The sequence below is a fragment of the Streptomyces sp. NPDC058751 genome (assembly GCF_042746485.1).
Classification (GTDB): domain Bacteria; phylum Actinomycetota; class Actinomycetes; order Streptomycetales; family Streptomycetaceae; genus Streptomyces.
Map to the genome: position 1 here is coordinate 95,131 of NZ_JBHYPZ010000008.1, position 17,057 is coordinate 112,187.

The 17,057-nt window shown below is 72.4% G+C and carries 19 protein-coding genes and 1 riboswitch; of the genes, 8 read left to right on the forward strand and 11 right to left on the reverse strand.

Annotated features, from left to right (window positions below; translation table 11 throughout):
- Window positions 1–72: 72 nt before the first annotated feature.
- The 8 genes from ACFW6B_RS10335 to ACFW6B_RS10370 all read right to left on the reverse strand — a co-directional run bounded on the left by ACFW6B_RS10335 (window position 73) and on the right by ACFW6B_RS10370 (window position 7,355).
- The gene (locus ACFW6B_RS10335; RefSeq protein ID WP_386594088.1) at window positions 73–1,683 is read right to left on the reverse strand and encodes an alpha/beta hydrolase; all 1,611 of its coding nucleotides are present in this window, start codon (window positions 1,681–1,683) and stop codon (window positions 73–75) included.
- A gap of 169 nt (window positions 1,684–1,852) precedes the next feature.
- On the reverse strand, window positions 1,853–2,620 hold the full coding sequence (locus tag ACFW6B_RS10340; protein WP_386594090.1) for an urease accessory protein UreD: 768 nt from the start codon (window positions 2,618–2,620) through the stop codon (window positions 1,853–1,855).
- On the reverse strand, window positions 2,608–3,285 hold the full coding sequence (gene ureG, locus ACFW6B_RS10345; RefSeq protein WP_386594092.1) for an urease accessory protein UreG: 678 nt from the start codon (window positions 3,283–3,285) through the stop codon (window positions 2,608–2,610). The genes ACFW6B_RS10340 and ureG overlap by 13 nt, the downstream gene beginning before the upstream one ends.
- Before the next feature lie 452 nt (window positions 3,286–3,737).
- Window positions 3,738–4,412, reverse strand: coding sequence for an urease accessory protein UreF (locus ACFW6B_RS10350; RefSeq protein WP_386594094.1), 675 nt, complete (start codon window positions 4,410–4,412; stop codon window positions 3,738–3,740).
- Window positions 4,412–6,133, reverse strand: coding sequence for an urease subunit alpha (locus ACFW6B_RS10355; RefSeq protein WP_386594098.1), 1,722 nt, complete (start codon window positions 6,131–6,133; stop codon window positions 4,412–4,414). The genes ACFW6B_RS10350 and ACFW6B_RS10355 overlap by 1 nt, the downstream gene beginning before the upstream one ends.
- A complete protein-coding gene (locus tag ACFW6B_RS10360; RefSeq protein WP_386594339.1) occupies window positions 6,126–6,437 on the reverse strand; it encodes an urease subunit beta in 312 nt (103 codons plus the stop codon). The genes ACFW6B_RS10355 and ACFW6B_RS10360 overlap by 8 nt, the downstream gene beginning before the upstream one ends.
- Window positions 6,438–6,451: 14 nt before the next feature.
- Window positions 6,452–6,754 carry an urease subunit gamma gene (locus tag ACFW6B_RS10365; protein ID WP_386594100.1) on the reverse strand — a complete coding sequence of 101 codons (303 nt, stop codon included), beginning with the start codon at window positions 6,752–6,754 and terminating at the stop codon, window positions 6,452–6,454.
- 322 nt (window positions 6,755–7,076) lie between these two features.
- A complete protein-coding gene (locus ACFW6B_RS10370) occupies window positions 7,077–7,355 on the reverse strand; it encodes a type II toxin-antitoxin system Phd/YefM family antitoxin (RefSeq protein WP_386594102.1) in 279 nt (92 codons plus the stop codon).
- A 187-nt stretch (window positions 7,356–7,542) separates the two neighbouring features.
- Between ACFW6B_RS10370 and ACFW6B_RS10375 the strand changes: the two genes are divergently transcribed.
- From ACFW6B_RS10375 to ACFW6B_RS10385, 3 genes are all read left to right on the forward strand, one after another.
- Window positions 7,543–8,178 (forward strand): ATP-dependent Clp protease proteolytic subunit, encoded by a 636-nt coding sequence (locus ACFW6B_RS10375; protein WP_386594105.1) that lies wholly within the window; start codon window positions 7,543–7,545, stop codon window positions 8,176–8,178.
- Between the two features lie 7 nt (window positions 8,179–8,185).
- Window positions 8,186–8,491 carry a hypothetical protein gene (locus tag ACFW6B_RS10380; protein WP_386594107.1) on the forward strand — a complete coding sequence of 102 codons (306 nt, stop codon included), beginning with the start codon at window positions 8,186–8,188 and terminating at the stop codon, window positions 8,489–8,491.
- A 352-nt stretch (window positions 8,492–8,843) separates the two neighbouring features.
- Window positions 8,844–9,025, forward strand: a riboswitch (cyclic di-AMP (ydaO/yuaA leader).
- Between the two features lie 3 nt (window positions 9,026–9,028).
- A complete protein-coding gene (locus ACFW6B_RS10385) occupies window positions 9,029–9,502 on the forward strand; it encodes a C40 family peptidase (protein WP_386594109.1) in 474 nt (157 codons plus the stop codon).
- Between the two features lie 92 nt (window positions 9,503–9,594).
- Here the strand turns inward: ACFW6B_RS10385 and ACFW6B_RS10390 are convergent, their stop codons facing one another.
- Window positions 9,595–10,329, reverse strand: coding sequence for a LysE family translocator (locus ACFW6B_RS10390; protein ID WP_386594111.1), 735 nt, complete (start codon window positions 10,327–10,329; stop codon window positions 9,595–9,597).
- A gap of 110 nt (window positions 10,330–10,439) precedes the next feature.
- Between ACFW6B_RS10390 and ACFW6B_RS10395 the strand changes: the two genes are divergently transcribed.
- Window positions 10,440–11,411 (forward strand): LysR family transcriptional regulator, encoded by a 972-nt coding sequence (locus tag ACFW6B_RS10395; RefSeq protein ID WP_386594113.1) that lies wholly within the window; start codon window positions 10,440–10,442, stop codon window positions 11,409–11,411.
- On the opposite strand, the gene ACFW6B_RS10400 is transcribed toward ACFW6B_RS10395, so the two are convergent.
- Complete coding sequence (locus tag ACFW6B_RS10400) at window positions 11,399–11,857, reverse strand: ATP-binding protein (RefSeq protein ID WP_386594115.1); 459 nt, start codon at window positions 11,855–11,857, stop codon at window positions 11,399–11,401. The two genes, ACFW6B_RS10395 and ACFW6B_RS10400, sit on opposite strands and share 13 nt — an antisense overlap.
- Before the next feature lie 212 nt (window positions 11,858–12,069).
- On the opposite strand from ACFW6B_RS10400, the gene ACFW6B_RS10405 reads away from it, so the two are divergent.
- Together ACFW6B_RS10405 and ACFW6B_RS10410 are read left to right on the forward strand one after the other, a co-directional pair.
- On the forward strand, window positions 12,070–12,927 hold the full coding sequence (locus tag ACFW6B_RS10405) for a helix-turn-helix domain-containing protein (protein ID WP_386594117.1): 858 nt from the start codon (window positions 12,070–12,072) through the stop codon (window positions 12,925–12,927).
- A gap of 11 nt (window positions 12,928–12,938) precedes the next feature.
- Window positions 12,939–13,163 carry a DUF397 domain-containing protein gene (locus ACFW6B_RS10410; protein WP_386594119.1) on the forward strand — a complete coding sequence of 75 codons (225 nt, stop codon included), beginning with the start codon at window positions 12,939–12,941 and terminating at the stop codon, window positions 13,161–13,163.
- Between the two features lie 99 nt (window positions 13,164–13,262).
- Here the strand turns inward: ACFW6B_RS10410 and ACFW6B_RS10415 are convergent, their stop codons facing one another.
- Window positions 13,263–14,387, reverse strand: coding sequence for an 8-amino-7-oxononanoate synthase (locus tag ACFW6B_RS10415; RefSeq protein ID WP_386594121.1), 1,125 nt, complete (start codon window positions 14,385–14,387; stop codon window positions 13,263–13,265).
- A 170-nt stretch (window positions 14,388–14,557) separates the two neighbouring features.
- Between ACFW6B_RS10415 and bioB the strand changes: the two genes are divergently transcribed.
- The gene (gene bioB, locus ACFW6B_RS10420) at window positions 14,558–15,784 is read left to right on the forward strand and encodes a biotin synthase BioB (protein WP_386594123.1); all 1,227 of its coding nucleotides are present in this window, start codon (window positions 14,558–14,560) and stop codon (window positions 15,782–15,784) included.
- Window positions 15,777–17,057 (forward strand): adenosylmethionine--8-amino-7-oxononanoate transaminase, encoded by a 1,281-nt coding sequence (locus tag ACFW6B_RS10425; protein WP_386594125.1) that lies wholly within the window; start codon window positions 15,777–15,779, stop codon window positions 17,055–17,057. Before bioB ends, ACFW6B_RS10425 begins: the two co-directional genes overlap by 8 nt.

Genomic DNA, 17,057 nt, shown 5'->3' on the forward strand with positions numbered 1-17,057 from the left:
CACGGGCACGTGCACCGCGCACGGCGGAGGGGGCGGCCGGGATGGACCGGCCGCCCCCTCGTGCTGTCGGGACTACGGCTTCGGAGTGGCGTGCGGGGCGCACGTCACGTCGGCGGCGTCCGTCTTGCCGGTGAGCAGGTAGGAGTCCACCCGCTCGTTGACGCACGGGTTGACCAGTCCGGTCACACCGTGCGAGCCCGCGTCCTTCTCGGTGATCAGGCGGGAGCCCTTGAGCCGCTTGTGCAGCTCGACGGCGCCGCCGTAGGGCGTGGCGGCGTCATCGGTGGACTGCACGATGAGGACGGCGGGCAGGCCCTTGCCGGTCCTCACCTCCACCGGGGTCTGCTGCTTGACCGGCCAGGTGGCGCACGGCAGGTTCATCCACGCGTTGGCCCACGTCATGAACGGGTAGTCCTTGTGGAGCCGCGTGTTGTCCCGGTCCCACTTCCGCCAGCTGGTGGGCCAGTGCGCGTCGGTGCACTCGACGGCCGTGTACACGGCGTTCCCGTTCTCCGAGGAGATGTTGCCCGCCGTGTCCGACGGGTCGGGGGACGCGGCGTCGACGAGCGCCTGGGTGTCACCGGCGACGTACTTGCTGAACACCGTGGCGGTCGGCACCCACGAGGAGTCGTAGTACGGCGCGCTCTGGAAGAAGGAGATCAGCTCGGCGGGGCCGACGACACCACCCAGCGGAGCCTTCTTCGCGGTGGCGCGCAGCTTCAGCCACTGGTCCTGCACCTCGGCGCGCGTGTCACCGAGGTGGAAGGTCGCGTCGTTCTTGGCGACCCAGTCCTCCCAGTCCTTCCAGCGGCCCTCGAAGGCGATGTCCTGCTCCAGGTTGGCCTGGTACCAGATGCTGTCGCGCGACGGGTCGACGACGCTGTCGACGATCATGCGGCGCACGTGCCCCGGGAAGAGCGTGCCGTAGACGGCTCCTAGGTAGGTGCCGTAGGAGACGCCCAGGTAGTTGAGCTTCTTCTCGCCGAGCGCGGCCCGGATGACGTCCAGGTCGCGTGCCGTGTTGGGCGTGGTCATCTGCTCCAGCACGGCCTTGCCGCTGCGCTCGGCGCAGCCGTCGGCGTACTCGGCGGCCAGCTTGCGCTGGGCCCGCTTGTCGGCCTCGGAGTCCGGGACCGGGTCCGCCTTGGGCGCCTTGACGAACTCCTGGGGGTCGATACAGGAGATGGGCGCCGAGTGGCCGACTCCGCGCGGGTCGAAGCCCACGAAGTCGTACGCCTTGGCGGTGTTCGCCCACAGGGGGCTCTTGGTGGTGACACGGCGCGGGAAGCGCATGCCCGAACCGCCCGGACCACCGGGGTTGTAGACGAGCGCGCCCTGGCGCTCCTCCTTGGTACCGGTGTTGCCGATGCGGTCCACGGCGATCTTGATCTGCTTGCCGTAGGGGTGCGCGTAGTCCAGCGGCACGCTCACCCAGCCGCACTGGATCGGCTTCTCGAAGCCCCAGTCGGCCGGGCAGTCCTGCCAGTCGATCCCGGCCTTGGCGGCCCGCTCGGCGGCGACGGCCGCGCCGCGCTGCTCACGGCTCTGCCCGTGGCCGCGGCCCTGCCGCGAGTCGGCGGTGGCCGACGGCGCCGCGACGGCCCCGGCTATCAGGGTCGCCGTGACGAGCACACCGGCCGAACCCAGTGCCGTCACCCGTTTCGTCGGTCTCTTGGACCTCAAGTGTGTCCTCCCCGTACATCATTGCGATGGGTCACGAGGATCCTTTCTGCTGCGAGGTCCCCGAGAACAGATGTGACGGGTGTTCTTTACCAATCCGATAGCCGGTACGGCCTGTTCCGCAGAACGGTGAGTCCGGCTCGAAAACTCCTTTCTGGCACCATGATTGACGTCATGTGAGTTCGCGCAGCGCTTCGTCCAGCACCCGTCGCAGCAGCAGCGCGTCGGGGGCGAGTGCCGTCACGAGCACGGCGGGGCCGACGAGCGGGGTGAGCGCCGCGTACTCCCCGAGCGGCCGCGCCGCCGGCATCCGGTTCTCGAACTCCGGTCGTACGACTAGGAGTTGCCCGAGAGCCCGGTGTCCGGCGAGGACGGCGGGACCGTCCCAGCCGCCGGGTGCGCCGGGGCCGCAGGCCACCTCCTGGTCGAGCAGGGCCCGTCCGTCGTGCCGCACGGTGAGACGGCTGGTGAGCCGCCCGGGTTCCTCTCCCGCGCGCCCGAGCACCTGTTCCTCGCGGAGGACGAGCCGGGCACCGCCCCGGAGGTCGACACACGAGGAGACGGACAGCTCACTGCCGCCGGCGGAGATCAACTGCTCGGGCAGCCAGTGCAGTTCGCCGCCGTCGGCCACGTCCAGGCGCACGTCGTAGCGGGCCTCCCCCTTGGCCTGTCCGGGCAGCGCGATGGTGGCGGCGGCCGAGCCGACCCGCAGCCGCGCGCCGGGGCCGACCCGGGCCTCGACGGTGAGGTGGTCGCCGCCGAGCGGTCCGCTCATCGCCCCGACCAGCATCACGCGCGCCTCGGACCCGGTGCCGCGGATCCGGCGCGGGGCGAGCGGGCCCTCCCTTTCCAGCACCGGCAGCGAGGTCCCGCCCCGGCCGTCGTCCCTGGCCTCGATCCGCGCGGTGGCGCGGACTCCCGCCGTCGTCACGCCGTCCACGCCACGAGTCGTTCCCGCACCCAGCCGGCGACCGCCGTGACGCCGTTCCCGGTGCGCAACGACTGGAACACCACCGGGAGTCCGTCCCGCTGCGCCTCGGCGTCCGTGGCCATCCGCTCCAGGTCGGAGCCCACGTACGGCGCGAGGTCGGTCTTGTTCACGACGAGCAGGTCGGCCGTCGTGACCCCGGGCCCGCCCTTGCGCGGGATGTCGTCCCCGCCCGCGACGTCGATCACGAAGATCTGCGCGTCGACGAGCCCCCTGGAGAAGGTCGCGGTGAGGTTGTCGCCGCCGGATTCCACGAGGATCAGGTCCAGCGGCCCGATCTCGTCCTCCAGGTCCTCGACCGCTTCGAGGTTGGCGGAGATGTCGTCCCGGATCGCGGTGTGCGGGCAGGCGCCCGTCTCGACGGCGGTGATCCGCTCGGGGGGCAGCACCGCCTCCCGCAGGAGGAACTCGGCGTCCTCGCGGGTGTAGATGTCGTTGGTGACGACGGCGAGGGACAGTTCGTCGCGCAGCGCCCGGCAGAGCGCGGCGACGGTGGCGGTCTTCCCGGAGCCGACGGGTCCGCCGAGCCCGATGCGCAGGGCGCGGCGCCTTCCGTCGGGCCGCCGGGCGTCGGCGCTGACCGCGGACGGCCCGTGGTGCGTGTGATCGAGATGCACGATGCGACTCCAGCTTCGTTCGACGTGTGGGAATTGCGTGGGGGAATGAGAGCGGGCTCCGGACGCCAGGATGCCCGGGCGGCCCGACGGAAGGCACCGCGCCCGGTCGACCGGACCACCGGCCGACCGACCACCCCGGCGACCCGGCAACCGGCCGACCCGGCACCGGACGACCGGGCAACCAAACCACCGGGTGCCCCGGCACCCGGCCGATCCTGCACCTCGGCACCGGACGACCGGCCGACCCGGCAACCGACCAACCCGGCACCTGGCGACCCGGCGACCAACCCACCGGGTGCCCCGGCGACCGGCCAACCCCGCAACTGGGCATCGGACGACCGGCCGACAGGGCGACAAAGCGACAGGATGCCTGGGCACCTGGGCGACCCTCGGCCGGCGACCGGGCGGTGGCAGGGTTCGTGGGCCCCCGCCGGTCCGGAAGCCCGCCTCCGTCAGGAGGCGAACAGCCGTACGGGCCAGGCCGCGTGTGCCTCCGCGCCGATCTCCAGCAGTGGTGCGGAGGCGGCCGGCAGCGCCTCGACCCCGTCGTCGAGGACCCTGCGCGCCGCGCTCGCCGCCGCGTGGGCGACGACGTCCAGCTCCGGCGCGAGCCGGGCCAGCGCGGCCGTCGCGTCGAACGGGTCGAGGCTCAGCAGCCGCACCGTCGCCGACGCGGGCCCGCTGACGCACTCGTACGCGGAGCAGTACGCGGCGTCCTCTGGCCCGAGTCCGGCGGCCCGCGCGGCCACGCCCAGCACGACCGGCTGATGAGCCCCCTTGGGGAACTCCCGTGCCAGTGCGTCGAGTTCGGCGCAGGGCCAGGTGGCCCTGGCCGCCCGTACGAGCTGCCGGCCCAGACGGCGCGCGACGACCCGCAGGGCGAGCGAGGGCGTGCGGGCGTCGGCGGCCGCGTCCAGGGCGACCGGATCGACCCCGAGCGCCGCCGCGGCGGCCAGCGCGGCCGCGACGAGCCCACTCGTGTGCAGCCGCCCCCGACAGAAGTCCTCCAGGCTCGCCGCCCCGGTGATCCGTCCGGCCCGGACCGCGGCCTCGGCCCCGCCGGAGTGCGCGTGCCCTCCGGCGGGGAAGCGGCCGTCGGCCAGAACGAGAAGTGCCGCCCGGGACATCAGAAGAGGAAGTAACGCTGGGCCATGGGCAGTTCGGCGGCCGGAGTCGCCTCGACGAGTTCCCCGTCGATGTGCACGGCGAAGCTGTCGGGGTCGATCCGCACCTCGGGCCGGGCGTCGTTCTCCCGCATGTCGGCCTTGGTCACCGCCCGCGTCGACTCGATCGCGACGAACCGCTTGCCCAGCGAGAGCCGCTCCGGCAGCCCGTCCTCGATGGCCAGCGGCGCCACGAAGTTGAACGAGTTGGCGGCCGGGGCCCGTCCGATCGCCCCGAACATCGGCCGGGGCAGGACCGGTTGGGGTGTCGGGATGGACGCGTTCGCGTCGCCCATCTGCGCGTACGCGATCTGCCCTCCCTTGACGACCAGGTGCGGCTTGACCCCGAAGAACGCGGGCTCCCACAGCACCAGGTCGGCGAGCTTGCCGGTCTCCACCGAGCCGATCTCGCGGGCGAGTCCCTGCGCGAGCGCCGGGTTGATCGTGTATTTGGCGACATAGCGACGTACCCGGTGGTTGTCCGCGCGGCCGTCGCCCGGCAGGGAGCCCCTGCGCCGTTTCATCACGTGGGCCGTCTGCCAGGTCCGCATGATCACCTCGCCGACGCGGCCCATGGCCTGGGAGTCGGAGGAGATGATCGAGATGGCGCCGAGGTCGTGGAGTATGTCCTCGGCCCCGATGGTGGAGGGCCGGATGCGGGACTCGGCGAAGGCCAGGTCCTCGGGCACCGCCGGGTTCAGGTGGTGACAGACCATCAGCATGTCGAGGTGTTCCTCGGCGGTGTTGACGGTGTAGGGCCGGGTGGGGTTGGTCGAGCTGGGCAGGACGTGGGGCTCGGAGACCACGGTCATGATGTCCGGCGCGTGCCCGCCGCCCGCGCCCTCCGTGTGGTACGCGTGGATGCCGCGCCCGGCGACGGCCGCGAGGGTGTCGGCGACGAACCCGGCTTCGTTCAGGGTGTCGGTGTGGATGGCGACCTGGACGCCGGTGCGGTCGGCGACGGTGAGGGCGGCGTCGATCGCGGCGGGCGTCGAGCCCCAGTCCTCGTGGATCTTCAGGCCGAGCGCGCCGCCGCGGATCTGCGAGAGCATCGCCTCGTGCGAGACGGTGTTGCCCTTGCCGAGCAGCCCGAAGTTGAGCGGGTACCCCTCCATCGCCTCCAGCATCCGGGCCAGGTGCCAGGGGCCGGGCGTGACGGTCGTCGCCTTGGAGCCCTCGGCGGGACCGGTGCCGCCGCCGACGAGCGTCGTGATGCCGGAGGCCAGGGCCTCGTCGGCGATCTGCGGACAGATCAGATGGACGTGGGCGTCGATGGCGCCCGCGGTCATGATCCGCCCGTTGCCCGCGATGATCTCGGTCTCGGGGCCGATCACCAGGTCGGGGTGGACCCCGTCCATGGTGTCCGGGTTGCCGGCCTTGCCGATGCCCGAGATCCGGCCGTCGCGGATGCCCACGTCGGCCTTGACGATCCCCCAGTGGTCGACGATCACGACCCCGGTGACGACGGTGTCCGGGGTGCCCTCGGCGCGTGTGGCGCGTGACTGGCCCATGGACTCCCGGATGACCTTGCCGCCGCCGAACACCGCCTCGTCACCGGCGAGTCCGGGCCCGCCGCAGCGGTCCTCCTCGATCTCGATCAGCAGGTCCGTGTCGGCGAGGCGGATGCGGTCGCCGGTGGTCGGACCGAACAGGTCGGCGTACGCGGCGCGCGAGATCTCAGGCATCGAGGGCACCCCCGGTCTCCCCGCGCAGTCCGGGCACCACACGGGCGCCGGCGAGCGGGACGAGGCCGACCTCGACCGGGATCCCGGGCTCGAAGCGCACGGCCGTTCCGGCGGCGACGTCGAGCCGTTTGCCGCGCGCGGCGGCACGGTCGAAGTCCAGGCCGGGATTGGCCTCGGCGAAGTGGTAGTGGGAGCCGACCTGGACGGGGCGGTCGGCGGTGTTGAGGACGGTGAGCCGGGTGGTCTCACGGCCCTCGTTGAACACGACGGGTCCGTCGGCGAAGAGGATCTCTCCGGGAATCACGGCGCTCACCCCCGTCAGACGATCGGGTCGTGGACGGTGACCAGCTTGGTGCCGTCCGGGAAGGTCGCCTCGACCTGGACGTCGTGGATCATCTCGGGGATGCCCGTCATGACGTCGTCCCGGGTGAGGACCTTGCGCCCGGAGGACATCAGTTCGGCGACGGTACGGCCGTCACGGGCGCCTTCGAGGATGTGCGAGGTGATCAGGGCGACGGCCTCGGGATGGTTCAGTCTCAGTCCGCGGGCCCGGCGCTTCTCGGCGACGTCGGCCGCCACATGGATCAGCAGCCTCTCCTGCTCGTGCGGGGTCAGTTGCACTGCGTCCCACCTCACATCCTCGCTCCGGACCGTGCGGGGTCCGGTGGCCGCGGCCACCGAAACCCCTGGTGGCGTGGATGGGCACGCTAGTTGGCCGGGGTTTCGAGGACGTTAACCGGCCCGTGATCCCTTCCGGGCCGGCCCGAAGGACCCCTCCGGACCCCTGATGCCGTCCCGCTTGCCCCGTTCCGCCGGGCCGGGCCTCGGCGGCGTCCGGGGAGGCCGTGGGGCCGTGGGGGGCCGGACCGTATACGGCGTACCGCGCGATGCACACGGTGCACCGAGCGACGCGCGGGCCGTCCCGGAAAGCGGCGGCGGGCGGTCAGGAGGCGCTGGGCCCCCGGTGTTCGGCGGCGATGCCGAACCGCTGGTGCTCACGGGGCGCGGAGGCCACCTCCCGGACGCCGGCCAGCGAGCTGACCACCTGCCCGTCCACGGACTCCGGCAGCTCTTCGAGGCGCTCCAGGTCGGCGGCGGAGACCAGGGCGACGAGCGGCTTGCCGTGCCGCGTCACGACGACGCGCTCACCGCCGTACACGACGCGGTTGATCAGTTCGGCGAGCTCAGCCCTGGCTTGCGTCACCGGAATCTCGTAGGCCATGACGTCCAGCTTAGACCGGGCCTTCCGCACACCGCGGGGTGCGGGATCCCCCCGGCCGGCGGTGCGCGGCCCCCTTCGGCCACCTCCCGTCCGGCGGCACCACCGCTTTCGCTCTCGGCATGGCCCCCTTCCCCAGAGACGTACGTCCTGTACATTTTTTACAGACATCGATCTGAGGAGGCGCGCCATGGACAGCCCGTCCGCCCGCTACGTCCTGCCCGAGTTCACCGAACGCACGAGCACGGGGGCGCGGACCCTGGATCCGTACGCGAAGCTGCTCGGCGAGCGGATCGTGTTCCTCGGGACACCGATCGACGACGCCTCGGCGAGCGACGTGACGGCGCAGCTCATGTACCTGGAGCACCGGGCGCCCGAGCGGGACGTCTCGCTGTACATCAACTCCCCGGGCGGCTCCTTCAGCGCGATGACCGCGATCTACGACACGATGCGGTTCGTGGCCTGCGACGTCGAGACGATCTGCCTCGGCCGGGCGGAGTCGGCCGCGGCGGTGCTGCTGGCCGCCGGGACTCCGGGCAAGCGGCTCGCGCTGCCGGGGGCCCGCGTCCTCCTCCGGCAGCCCTCGCTCCCGGAGCCGGTCGAGGGACGGGCCGACGATCTGGCCGTCCGGGCGGAGGAATTGGTCCGCACCCGCGAGATCCTGGAGGAGATGCTCGTGCGGCACACGGGACGCAGTCCGGAGCGGGTCGCGGCGGACATCGAGCGCGACAGGGTCCTCGACGCCCCGGAGGCGCTGGCCCACGGGCTGATCGACCGGATCGTCCCGGGCCGCAGGCCCTCCTCCCGGACGCCCGGCGCGAGGTGAGCGGCCGATGATCCCGGACCTTCCCCCGCTGCCCGCCCTGACCCGCGCCGAGGCCGAGCTGATCGACCGCTATCTCGACGTGGTCGACCTGCTCGGCCGGATCAACCCGTCCCGCCCCGGAGACACCTACGGCGGTCTGAGGGCCGCTCAGGCACTGGTCGGCAAGGCGGTGGCCCTGCGGGACGCCCTCACCCTGATGCACCAGCGGGGCGAGAGCGAGGTGCACGCCCCGACGCTGGCCCAGGCCCTGCGGGTGCTCGACGGAGAGCGGCGGGCGGCCCGGGTCACCGTGCCGCCCGGGCCGGGAAGTTGACGAACCCCCACCGAAGGTCCCGTACCCGCCGGATCCCCATGACGGCCGACGACGACTCAAACGGACCGGATGGAGTACCCCCCGATGGCGTATTCCTCGATCCTTTCCGCGACCCCTCCGAGTTGCGCAACACGCGGGGCCCAGAAGCCGGATGAGGCCCTTCGCCGCAGGTGCGGGCCTCGTCGGTGTCCCCAACACGTGCTCGAACGGAGGGATGTTCACTAGAACGGGTGAGTGGTGAGTAAGCCCACAAAACGCCGGTTCCGCTCGGATTTTCCGACTCTGATGAGTCAAGATCCCTTCCGACGACAAGCCCCCGCCACAGCGGCGGGGCGGTCCGGGCGGACGCCGAGTCCTGCCGCCGCCCGGATGCCCGGTCGACAGAAGTGCATCGGCAGGAGTGGAGGACCCAGCTAGACGGGCCGCCGGAGCAGTTTCCGGGCGGTCCTTGGGGTGAAGCCGCAACCGCGGCCGGGCAACTTCGCCAGCCCGAATCCGACAGGTCATCCTTCACAGGCGGCTGACGAAGGGTTGCGCATGACTGCGCTCAATCGTGTCCCGTCGCTGTGGACCCGGGCCGGTACGGCCTCGGCGCTCACCCTTGCCGCGGTGGGCGGCAGCCTCGTGGTTCCCGGCGCCGCGTCGGAGGCCGAGGCGGCCACCGTCGCGACGAGGGCACTCCAGGTCGCGGCGTCGAAGCACGGCTCCCCGTACAAGTGGGGCGCCACGGGGCCGCACCGGTTCGACTGCTCCGGGCTCACGCTCTACTCGTACAAGAAGGCGGGCAAGAAGCTGCCTCGTACGGCCGCGGCCCAGTACAACAAGACGCACCACGTCTCGGCCTCGCGCCGCAAGGCCGGTGACCTCGTGTTCTTCCACTCGGGGCGGAACGTGTACCACGTCGGCATCTATGCCGGTAAGGGCAAGATCTGGCACTCCCCGAAGACCGGGGAAGTGGTCAAGCTCCAGAAGATCTGGACGAGAAGCGTCTGGTACGGCAGGGTGGGCTGACCCTTTCGCCCGGGGCGGCGGACCCCGCCGCCCCGGAGCGGGCCCCCAGGGCCCTGGGGCCCTTGACGGGCCCCTGACGGGCTTCCGACGCCCTATCGGCTTCCGAGGGATTCCAGGACCAGGACGAGGCCCAGGACGGTGAGGGCGCCGCCGGTGAGCCCCGCCACGGCCCGTGCGGCCCGCGGCCCGCGCAGCCACCGTCCGAGCCGGTCCACCAGGAGCGCGACCGCCGGGAACCACACCAGGGCCAGGGCGACCACGATCAGCGCGAGCAGCAGGGTCCGCGGCATCGCGGGGCTGCCCGCGGGCACGAACTGCGGGAGCAGGCTGAGGAAGGTGACGGGCGCCTTCGGGTTGAGCGCGTTGGTGACGAAGCCCTGCCGCAGCGGACGCGTCCGCCGGACCGTCTCCCGCGTTCCCGCCTCGCGCGTCGCCGCCCCGTGCGATGCCGCGGCCGAGCCCGGCTCCCCCGCCGTCTTCCCGTGCGCGCCCGCGCCGGAGCCCGCCGCCCCCGTCGCCGTCCCGCCGGCCGCCGCCTCACCCGGACGGCCCGAAGAGCGGAGCGTGCGCAGGCCCAGGTACAGCACGTAGGCCCCGCCGAGCAGTTGAAGCGTCCTGAAGAGCGTCGGCACGGCGGCCAGGACCGCAGCGACCCCGGCGACGGCGAGCGCGGTGTGGACCAGCAGCCCGCCCGCGATGCCGAGGGCGCACGCGACCCCGGCCCGGCGGGAGACGAGCGCGTTGCGTACGACGACGGTGAAGTCCGCGCCGGGCATGGCGACCATGCCCGCGGCGACGCCCGTGAAGGCGATGAGCTGTGCGTCCATGCCCTCAGACTGCCCGGCACGGGCCTTCAGCAGGTATGTCGAATAATCTGGGCCGGTCTTAAGCAGTCGTTTAGACCGGGCAGGGTCCCGACGGGACCGGGAGGGGCGCGATGTACGACCCGACGCGGCTCGCGGCGCTGGTGGCGATCGCCGAGGCGGGGTCGATCACCCGGGCCGCCGAGCGCCTCGGCTACACCCCGCCGGCGCTGTCCCAGCAGGTGGCGAAGCTGGAGCGGGAGACGGGGGCGACGCTGCTGGTGCGCTCCCACCGCGGGACCCGGCTCACCGGCGCGGGTGAACTGCTGGTCGTACGGGCCCGCCGGGTCCTCGACGAGATGGAGCTGGCCCGGCACGAACTGGCCCGTCTGACGGGGCTGTCGGGCGGCACCCTGCGGCTCGGCACCTTCCAGACGGCGGGCATCCATCTGCTGCCGCCCGTGCTCAGCGCCTTCCGCCGGGCCCACCCGGACGTGGCGCTCGCGGTCGCCGACCACGAACCGCCGCACGGGATCGCGGCGGTCGCCGCCGGCGAGGTGGACCTGGCGCTCACCCACGCCTACCAGCCCGCCCCGCCGGTACCGCTCCCCTCGTCCGTGACCGTGGAGCCCCTCCTGGTCGAGGAACTGGTGCTGGTGACCGCCCCCGGTCACCTTCTCGCGGACGGCTCGACGCGGCTGCCGCTCGCCGGCCTCGCCGGGCAGCCGCTGATCAGCATGGCCCCGGACCACCCTCCCCGGCAGGGGGTGGAGGCCGCGCTCGCCGAGGCGGGGGCCACACCGGCCGTGCTCGTCGAGACCCCCGGGTACGCCCTGGTGTGCGCGCTGGTCAGCGCCGGGCTCGGGGTCGCGGTCGTACCGGAGATGGTGGCGGCCACGGCGGCGACGCCGGTGGGCACCAGGCTGCTGGAGCCGGGGGACCTGCGCCGTACGATCTCGGTCGTCCACCGGACGGACGTGACGGCGCCCGCGGCCGACGCCTTCCGTGCCCTGCTGCGCGGTGCCTTCGGGCGGGCCGGACGGCACCGGGCCGCTGCCCGGCCCGATGTCCGAGGGCGCCGGGAGGACGCGCCTCAGGGCTCCTGAGGCCACCCGGCCGGCACCGGCCGGACCGGTACCGTCCACGGGATCTCGACGGAGACCGTCTTGCCGCCCTCCCGGGTCGGGCGGACGGTGAGCCTGCCGCCGCACTCGGCGGTCAGCCAGCGGATGATCACCATGCCGCGGCCGTTGTCCTGCTGGACGGCCGCGGGCAGCCTCTTCGGAAAGCGCGGATGGCTGTCGGTGACACCGATGCGCAGACGCTCCTCGCGGTCGAGGCACACGCCGACCGTGAAGGTGGGCGACTGCCCGAAGGTGTGCTGCACGGCGTTGGTGGCCAGCTCGGAGACGATCAGACGTACGGTCTCGGCCACTTCGCAGTCCCCCGGCAGACCCCATTCGGACAGGACGTCGGCGACGAATTTACGGGCCGCGGAAACCGAGACCGGATCGCTCGGCAGTGTGACGGATGCTTCCTGATGGTCTGCCATGGCGACGTTCGTCCCTTTCCCACGGGACCGGAACCCGACACCGAGCGGATGGTTCGAGTACGGTCCCGGACTGGTGCTTGCGCCAGACTGCCATTACCGGGCCGGTCGCGGGTGCGATCCACCGAGTAATGCATATATCTGTCGCTCGATGCGGTGAACTCTGCGTCGGCAGAGCGTATTCGGACGACTTGGAAGGAGTAAGGAGAACAGTCATGCAGCACGGTCCCGCGGTGCGCCGCCGCAAGCTCGGTGCCGAACTGCGCGCGCTCCGCGCGGGCACGGGTCTCACGAGCGGAGAGGCGGCCCGCCTGCTCGGCTGGCACCAGTCGAAGGTGAGTCGCATCGAAACCGGCACCAGCGGGGTGAAACCGGCCGATGTGGAGCGCCTGCTGCACGCGTACGGCGTCGAGGATCCCGAACTGCGCGACCTGCTGGTCGTCCTGGCGGGATCCGAGGGGAACGGGCGGCACCACTGGTGGCACGCGTACCGCGGGGTGCTCCCGCCGGCCTACCGCGACTTCATCAGCCTGGAGTCGAGCGCCAGCGGCATGCGCACCCTGGAGACCTCGGTCGTACCCGGACTGCTGCAGACGCCCGAGTACGCCCGCGCGGTGACACGGGCCGCCGTGGGCGGACTCGAGGAGAGCAAGCTCGACGCCCTGGTCGAAGTGCGCCTGGCCCGGCAGGACGTACTGCGCTCGGACCCGCCGCTCGAACTGTCCGCCGTCCTGGACGAAGCGGTGTTACGGCGGGAGGTCGGAGGCCCCGACGTCATGGCGCGGCAGCTGCGCCGGCTGCGGGAGGCCGCCGCCCTGCCCCAAGTGCGGCTCCAGGTACTGCCGTTCGCTGCCGGGGCGCACATCGGGGTGACCGGCCCTTTCGTTATTTTCTCATTTCCGAACACAACCGATCTGGATGTGGTTGTTCTCGACCACTTGACGAGTAGCCTCTATCTCGAACGGAAAGAAGACCTCCAGGCCTACACCGAGGCCTTCAACGCCCTTCAGTTCCACGCCCTTTCGCCCGAGGACTCGTCGGACTACATCGCCGGGATAGGTGACGGCGCGTAAGGAGGCACGTCATGTCTGCAATGCCTCGGTACGTACCTTCCAGCACTTCTCTGCACCATGTGCGATGGCTGCGCAGCAGCCGCAGTACCGGGATGAACAACTGCGTCGAGACGGCACGCCCGAGCACCGGACCATGGTCCGGAATGGTCGCGGTGCGCGATTCCAAGAACACGGCGGGACCCGCCCTGCTGTTCGGCCCGGACGCCTGGGAGGGGTTCATCACCGGACTGAACTGACCCCGCACGGTTCACCGTTCCACCGCACCACCGGCCGGCCGCCCCTGCGGACCACCGGCCGATCGCTCCACCCGATCGTCGACCGATCGCTCCACCTGTTCACCGGTTCCGGCTGATCACGTCCACCGCGTGCCCGATCTGCTCCTCGGTGAGGTCCGCGCGGGCCGTCAGCCGCAGTCGTGAAACACCGTCGGGCACCGACGGGGGACGGAAACAGCCGACGGCGAGGCCCGCCTCGCGGCAGTCGGCCGCCCATCGCACCGCCCGTTCGGGGGACGGTGCCCGCACGGAGACGACCGCGGCGTCCGGTCGTACCGCGGAGAGACCCTCCGCCGTCAGCCGCGTGTGCAGCGCCCTGGCCACCTCGCGCGCCCGGGCCGCCCGCTCCGGCTCACGGCGCAGCAGCCGCAGCGCCGCCAGCGCCGCGCCGGCCGCCGCCGGAGCGAGGCCGGTGTCGAAGATGAAGGTGCGCGCCGCGTTGACCAGATGGTCGATGACGGCCGCCGGGCCGAGGACGGCGCCGCCCTGGCTCCCGAGCGACTTGGACAGGGTGACGGTCACGACGACGTCCGGGTCCCCCGCGAGCCCCGCGGCGTGCGGGGCGCCCCTGCCGCCGTCGCCGAGGACACCGAGCCCGTGCGCGTCGTCGACGACGAGTCCGGCGCCGTACTCCCGGCAGGCGAGGGCGAGTCCGGCGAGCGGGGCCGCGTCGCCGTCCACCGAGAAGACCGTGTCGGAGACCACGACCGCGGGTCCGTCGTGGGTGCCGAGCGCCTTGCGCACGCCGTCGGGGTCCGCGTGACCGACCACCTGCGTCGTGCCCCGGGCCAGTCGGCAGCCGTCGATCAGGGAGGCGTGGTTGCCCGCGTCCGAGACGACCAGCGAACCGTGCGGCGCGAGCGCGGTGACGGCGGCGAGGTTGGCCGCGTAGCCCGAGGACAGGACGAGCGCGGACTCGAAGCCGCAGAAGTCGGCCAGTTCGCGTTCCAGCTCGCCGTGGAGTTCGGTGGTTCCGGTGACGAGCCGGGAGCCCGTCGCGCCGCCGCCCCACCGGCGCGCGGCCGCGGCCGCACCCTCGGTGACCTCCGGATGGCGGGTGAGCCCGAGGTAGTCGTTGCTCGCGAGATCGAGGAGCGGCGACTCGGCGGGGCGGGGGCGCAACGTACGCACGAGTCCGGCCCGGCGGCGCGCCTCGGCCTGCTCGTCGATCCAGCCGAACGCCATGTGTCCTCCGGGTCTCGCCGCATTCGCGGTGGCGGTGATTTGTAGGCAGTTCACAGACCCTAACGGTCGCTCCGCGTGCCCATGATGTGGCAATACCCACACGTCGAACCGTCTCTGTTGTGCAAACTCTCCTTGGCCGGGAGCGGTCGCATGGTCCAGGATCGGACCTCATGGACCTGCTGAACACGCTGGTGGACAAGGGGCTTCGGCGCGAGCTGCCGACCCGCGACGAGGCGCTGGCCGTACTGGCCACCTCCGACGACGACGTACTCGACGTGGTGGCCGCGGCGGGCAAGGTGCGCCGTCACTGGTTCGGCCGACGGGTGAAACTGAACTACCTCGTCAACCTGAAGTCGGGCCTGTGCCCGGAGGACTGCTCGTACTGCTCGCAGCGCCTCGGTTCCACGGCCGGCATCCTCAAGTACAGCTGGCTCAAGCCCGAGGAGGCGTCCAAGGCCGCGGCGGCCGGGCTCGCGGGGGGCGCCAAGCGGGTCTGCCTGGTGGCCAGCGGGCGCGGCCCGACGGACCGTGACGTGGACCGGGTCTCCGACACGATCAGGGCGATCAAGGACCAGAACGAGGACGTCGAGGTGTGCGCCTGCCTCGGTCTGCTCTCCGACGGCCAGGCCGAGCGGCTGCGCGAGGCGGGCGCGGACGCCTACAACCACAACCTGAACACGTCCGAGGGGACGTACGGGGAGATCACGACCACCCACACGTACGCCGACCGGGTGGACACCGTCCAGAAGGCGCACGCGGCGGGGCTGTCCGCCTGCTCGGGCCTGATCGCCGGCATGGGCGAGTCGGACGAGGACCTCGTCGACGTCGTGTACGCGCTGCGCGAGCTCGACCCCGACTCCGTTCCGGTGAACTTCCTGATCCCGTTCGAGGGAACCCCCCTCGCCAAGGAGTGGAACCTCACCCCGCAGCGCTGTCTGCGCATCCTGGCCATGGTCCGCTTCGTCTGCCCGGACGTCGAGGTCCGGATCGCCGGCGGCCGTGAGGTGCACCTGCGCACCCTCCAGCCGCTCGCGCTGCACCTGGCCAACTCGATCTTCCTCGGTGACTACCTCACCAGCGAGGGCCAGGCGGGCAAGGCGGACCTGGAGATGATCGCGGACGCGGGCTTCGAGGTGGAGAACGCGGGCGAGGTGACGCTGCCCGAGCACCGCGCGCCGTCCGGCGGCGGCTGCGGATCGCAGGCGGACGCGGGCTGCGGATCGCACGGCGACGCCGGCTGCGGATCGCACGCCGGAGCGGGCTGCGGGTCCCACGAGGGCGGCGGCGTGTGCGGTTCGGCGCCCGCGGTACCGGCCGAGGCGCCCGCCGACGCCCGGACGGACCTGGTCTCCGTGCGCCGCCGCGGTGCCGGAACGGACGTCGCGCCCAATGCCTGACCTGTCCGTACGGGAACTGCTCGACCTCGACCGGCGGCACGTCTGGCACCCGTACGGGCCGATGCCCGGGCGCCAGGAGCCGCTGGTCGTGGAGTCGGCGAGCGGGGTGCGGCTGCGGCCGGCCGACGGCACGGGCGAGCTGGTCGACGGCATGTCGTCCTGGTGGTCGGCCATCCACGGCTACAACCACCCGGTCCTGAACGACGCGGTGCGCGGCCAGCTGGACCGGATGAGCCATGTGATGTTCGGCGGGCTCACCCACGAGCCCGCCGTCCGGCTGGCGAAGCGGCTGGTCGACATCTCGCCGGACGGCCTGGAGCACGTCTTCCTCTCCGACTCCGGCTCGGTCTCGGTCGAGGTCGCCGTCAAGATGTGCCTCCAGTACTGGCGCTCGCTCGGCCGCCCCGGCAAGCAGCGGCTGCTGACCTGGCGGGGCGGCTACCACGGGGACACCTGGCAGCCCATGTCGGTGTGCGACCCCGAGGGCGGGATGCACGAGCTGTGGCAGGGCGTGCTCCAGCGCCAGGTGTTCGCCGACGCGCCGCCAGCCGCGTACGAGGAGTCGTACGCGGACCAGCTGCGCGAGCTGATCGGGCGCCACGCCGACGAGCTCGCCGCCGTCGTCGTGGAGCCGGTGGTGCAGGGCGCGGGCGGGATGCGCTTCCACTCCCCGGCGTACCTTCGGGTGCTGCGCGAGGCCTGCGACGAGCACGGCGTCCTGCTGGTCTTCGACGAGATCGCCACGGGTTTCGGCCGTACGGGTGAGCTGTTCGCGGCGGACCACGCGGGCGTCACCCCGGACGTGATGTGCGTCGGCAAGGCGCTGACCGGCGGCTACCTGACGATGGCGGCGACGCTGTGCACCTCGCGGGTGGCCGACGGGATCTCGCAAGGTGACGTCCCGGTGCTCGCGCACGGCCCGACCTTCATGGGCAACCCGCTCGCCGCCGCGGTGGCGTGCGCCTCGGTCGACCTGCTGCTCGGGCAGGACTGGCGGACCGAGGTGAAGCGGATCGAGACGGGGCTGCGCGACGGTCTCGCGGAGGCCTCCGCGCTGCCCGGTGTCCGGGACGTACGGGTGCTCGGCGCGATCGGGGTCGTCCAGCTGGACCACGAGGTGGACATGAAGGCGGCGACGGCGGCCGCGGTGCGCGAGGGCGTGTGGCTGCGGCCGTTCCGCGACCTCGTCTACACGATGCCGCCGTACGTCACCGGCGACACGGACCTGGCACGGATCGCCCGCGCGGTGTGCGCGGCGGCGCGGGAGGGCTGA

Coding starts and splice junctions, on each gene's coding strand:
- ACFW6B_RS10350 (WP_386594094.1), bottom strand. CDS start 4,412: ATGTCCCGGGCGGCACTTCTCGTTCTGGCCGACGGCCGCTTCCCCGCC.
- ACFW6B_RS10355 (WP_386594098.1), bottom strand. CDS start 6,133: ATGCCTGAGATCTCGCGCGCCGCGTACGCCGACCTGTTCGGTCCGACC.
- ACFW6B_RS10370 (WP_386594102.1), bottom strand. CDS start 7,355: ATGGCCTACGAGATTCCGGTGACGCAAGCCAGGGCTGAGCTCGCCGAA.
- ACFW6B_RS10375 (WP_386594105.1), top strand. CDS start 7,543: ATGGACAGCCCGTCCGCCCGCTACGTCCTGCCCGAGTTCACCGAACGC.
- ACFW6B_RS10380 (WP_386594107.1), top strand. CDS start 8,186: ATGATCCCGGACCTTCCCCCGCTGCCCGCCCTGACCCGCGCCGAGGCC.
- ACFW6B_RS10385 (WP_386594109.1), top strand. CDS start 9,029: ATGACTGCGCTCAATCGTGTCCCGTCGCTGTGGACCCGGGCCGGTACG.
- ACFW6B_RS10390 (WP_386594111.1), bottom strand. CDS start 10,329: ATGGACGCACAGCTCATCGCCTTCACGGGCGTCGCCGCGGGCATGGTC.
- ACFW6B_RS10395 (WP_386594113.1), top strand. CDS start 10,440: ATGTACGACCCGACGCGGCTCGCGGCGCTGGTGGCGATCGCCGAGGCG.
- ACFW6B_RS10400 (WP_386594115.1), bottom strand. CDS start 11,857: ATGGCAGACCATCAGGAAGCATCCGTCACACTGCCGAGCGATCCGGTC.
- ACFW6B_RS10405 (WP_386594117.1), top strand. CDS start 12,070: ATGCAGCACGGTCCCGCGGTGCGCCGCCGCAAGCTCGGTGCCGAACTG.
- ACFW6B_RS10410 (WP_386594119.1), top strand. CDS start 12,939: ATGTCTGCAATGCCTCGGTACGTACCTTCCAGCACTTCTCTGCACCAT.
- ACFW6B_RS10415 (WP_386594121.1), bottom strand. CDS start 14,387: ATGGCGTTCGGCTGGATCGACGAGCAGGCCGAGGCGCGCCGCCGGGCC.
- bioB (WP_386594123.1), top strand. CDS start 14,558: ATGGACCTGCTGAACACGCTGGTGGACAAGGGGCTTCGGCGCGAGCTG.
- ACFW6B_RS10425 (WP_386594125.1), top strand. CDS start 15,777: ATGCCTGACCTGTCCGTACGGGAACTGCTCGACCTCGACCGGCGGCAC.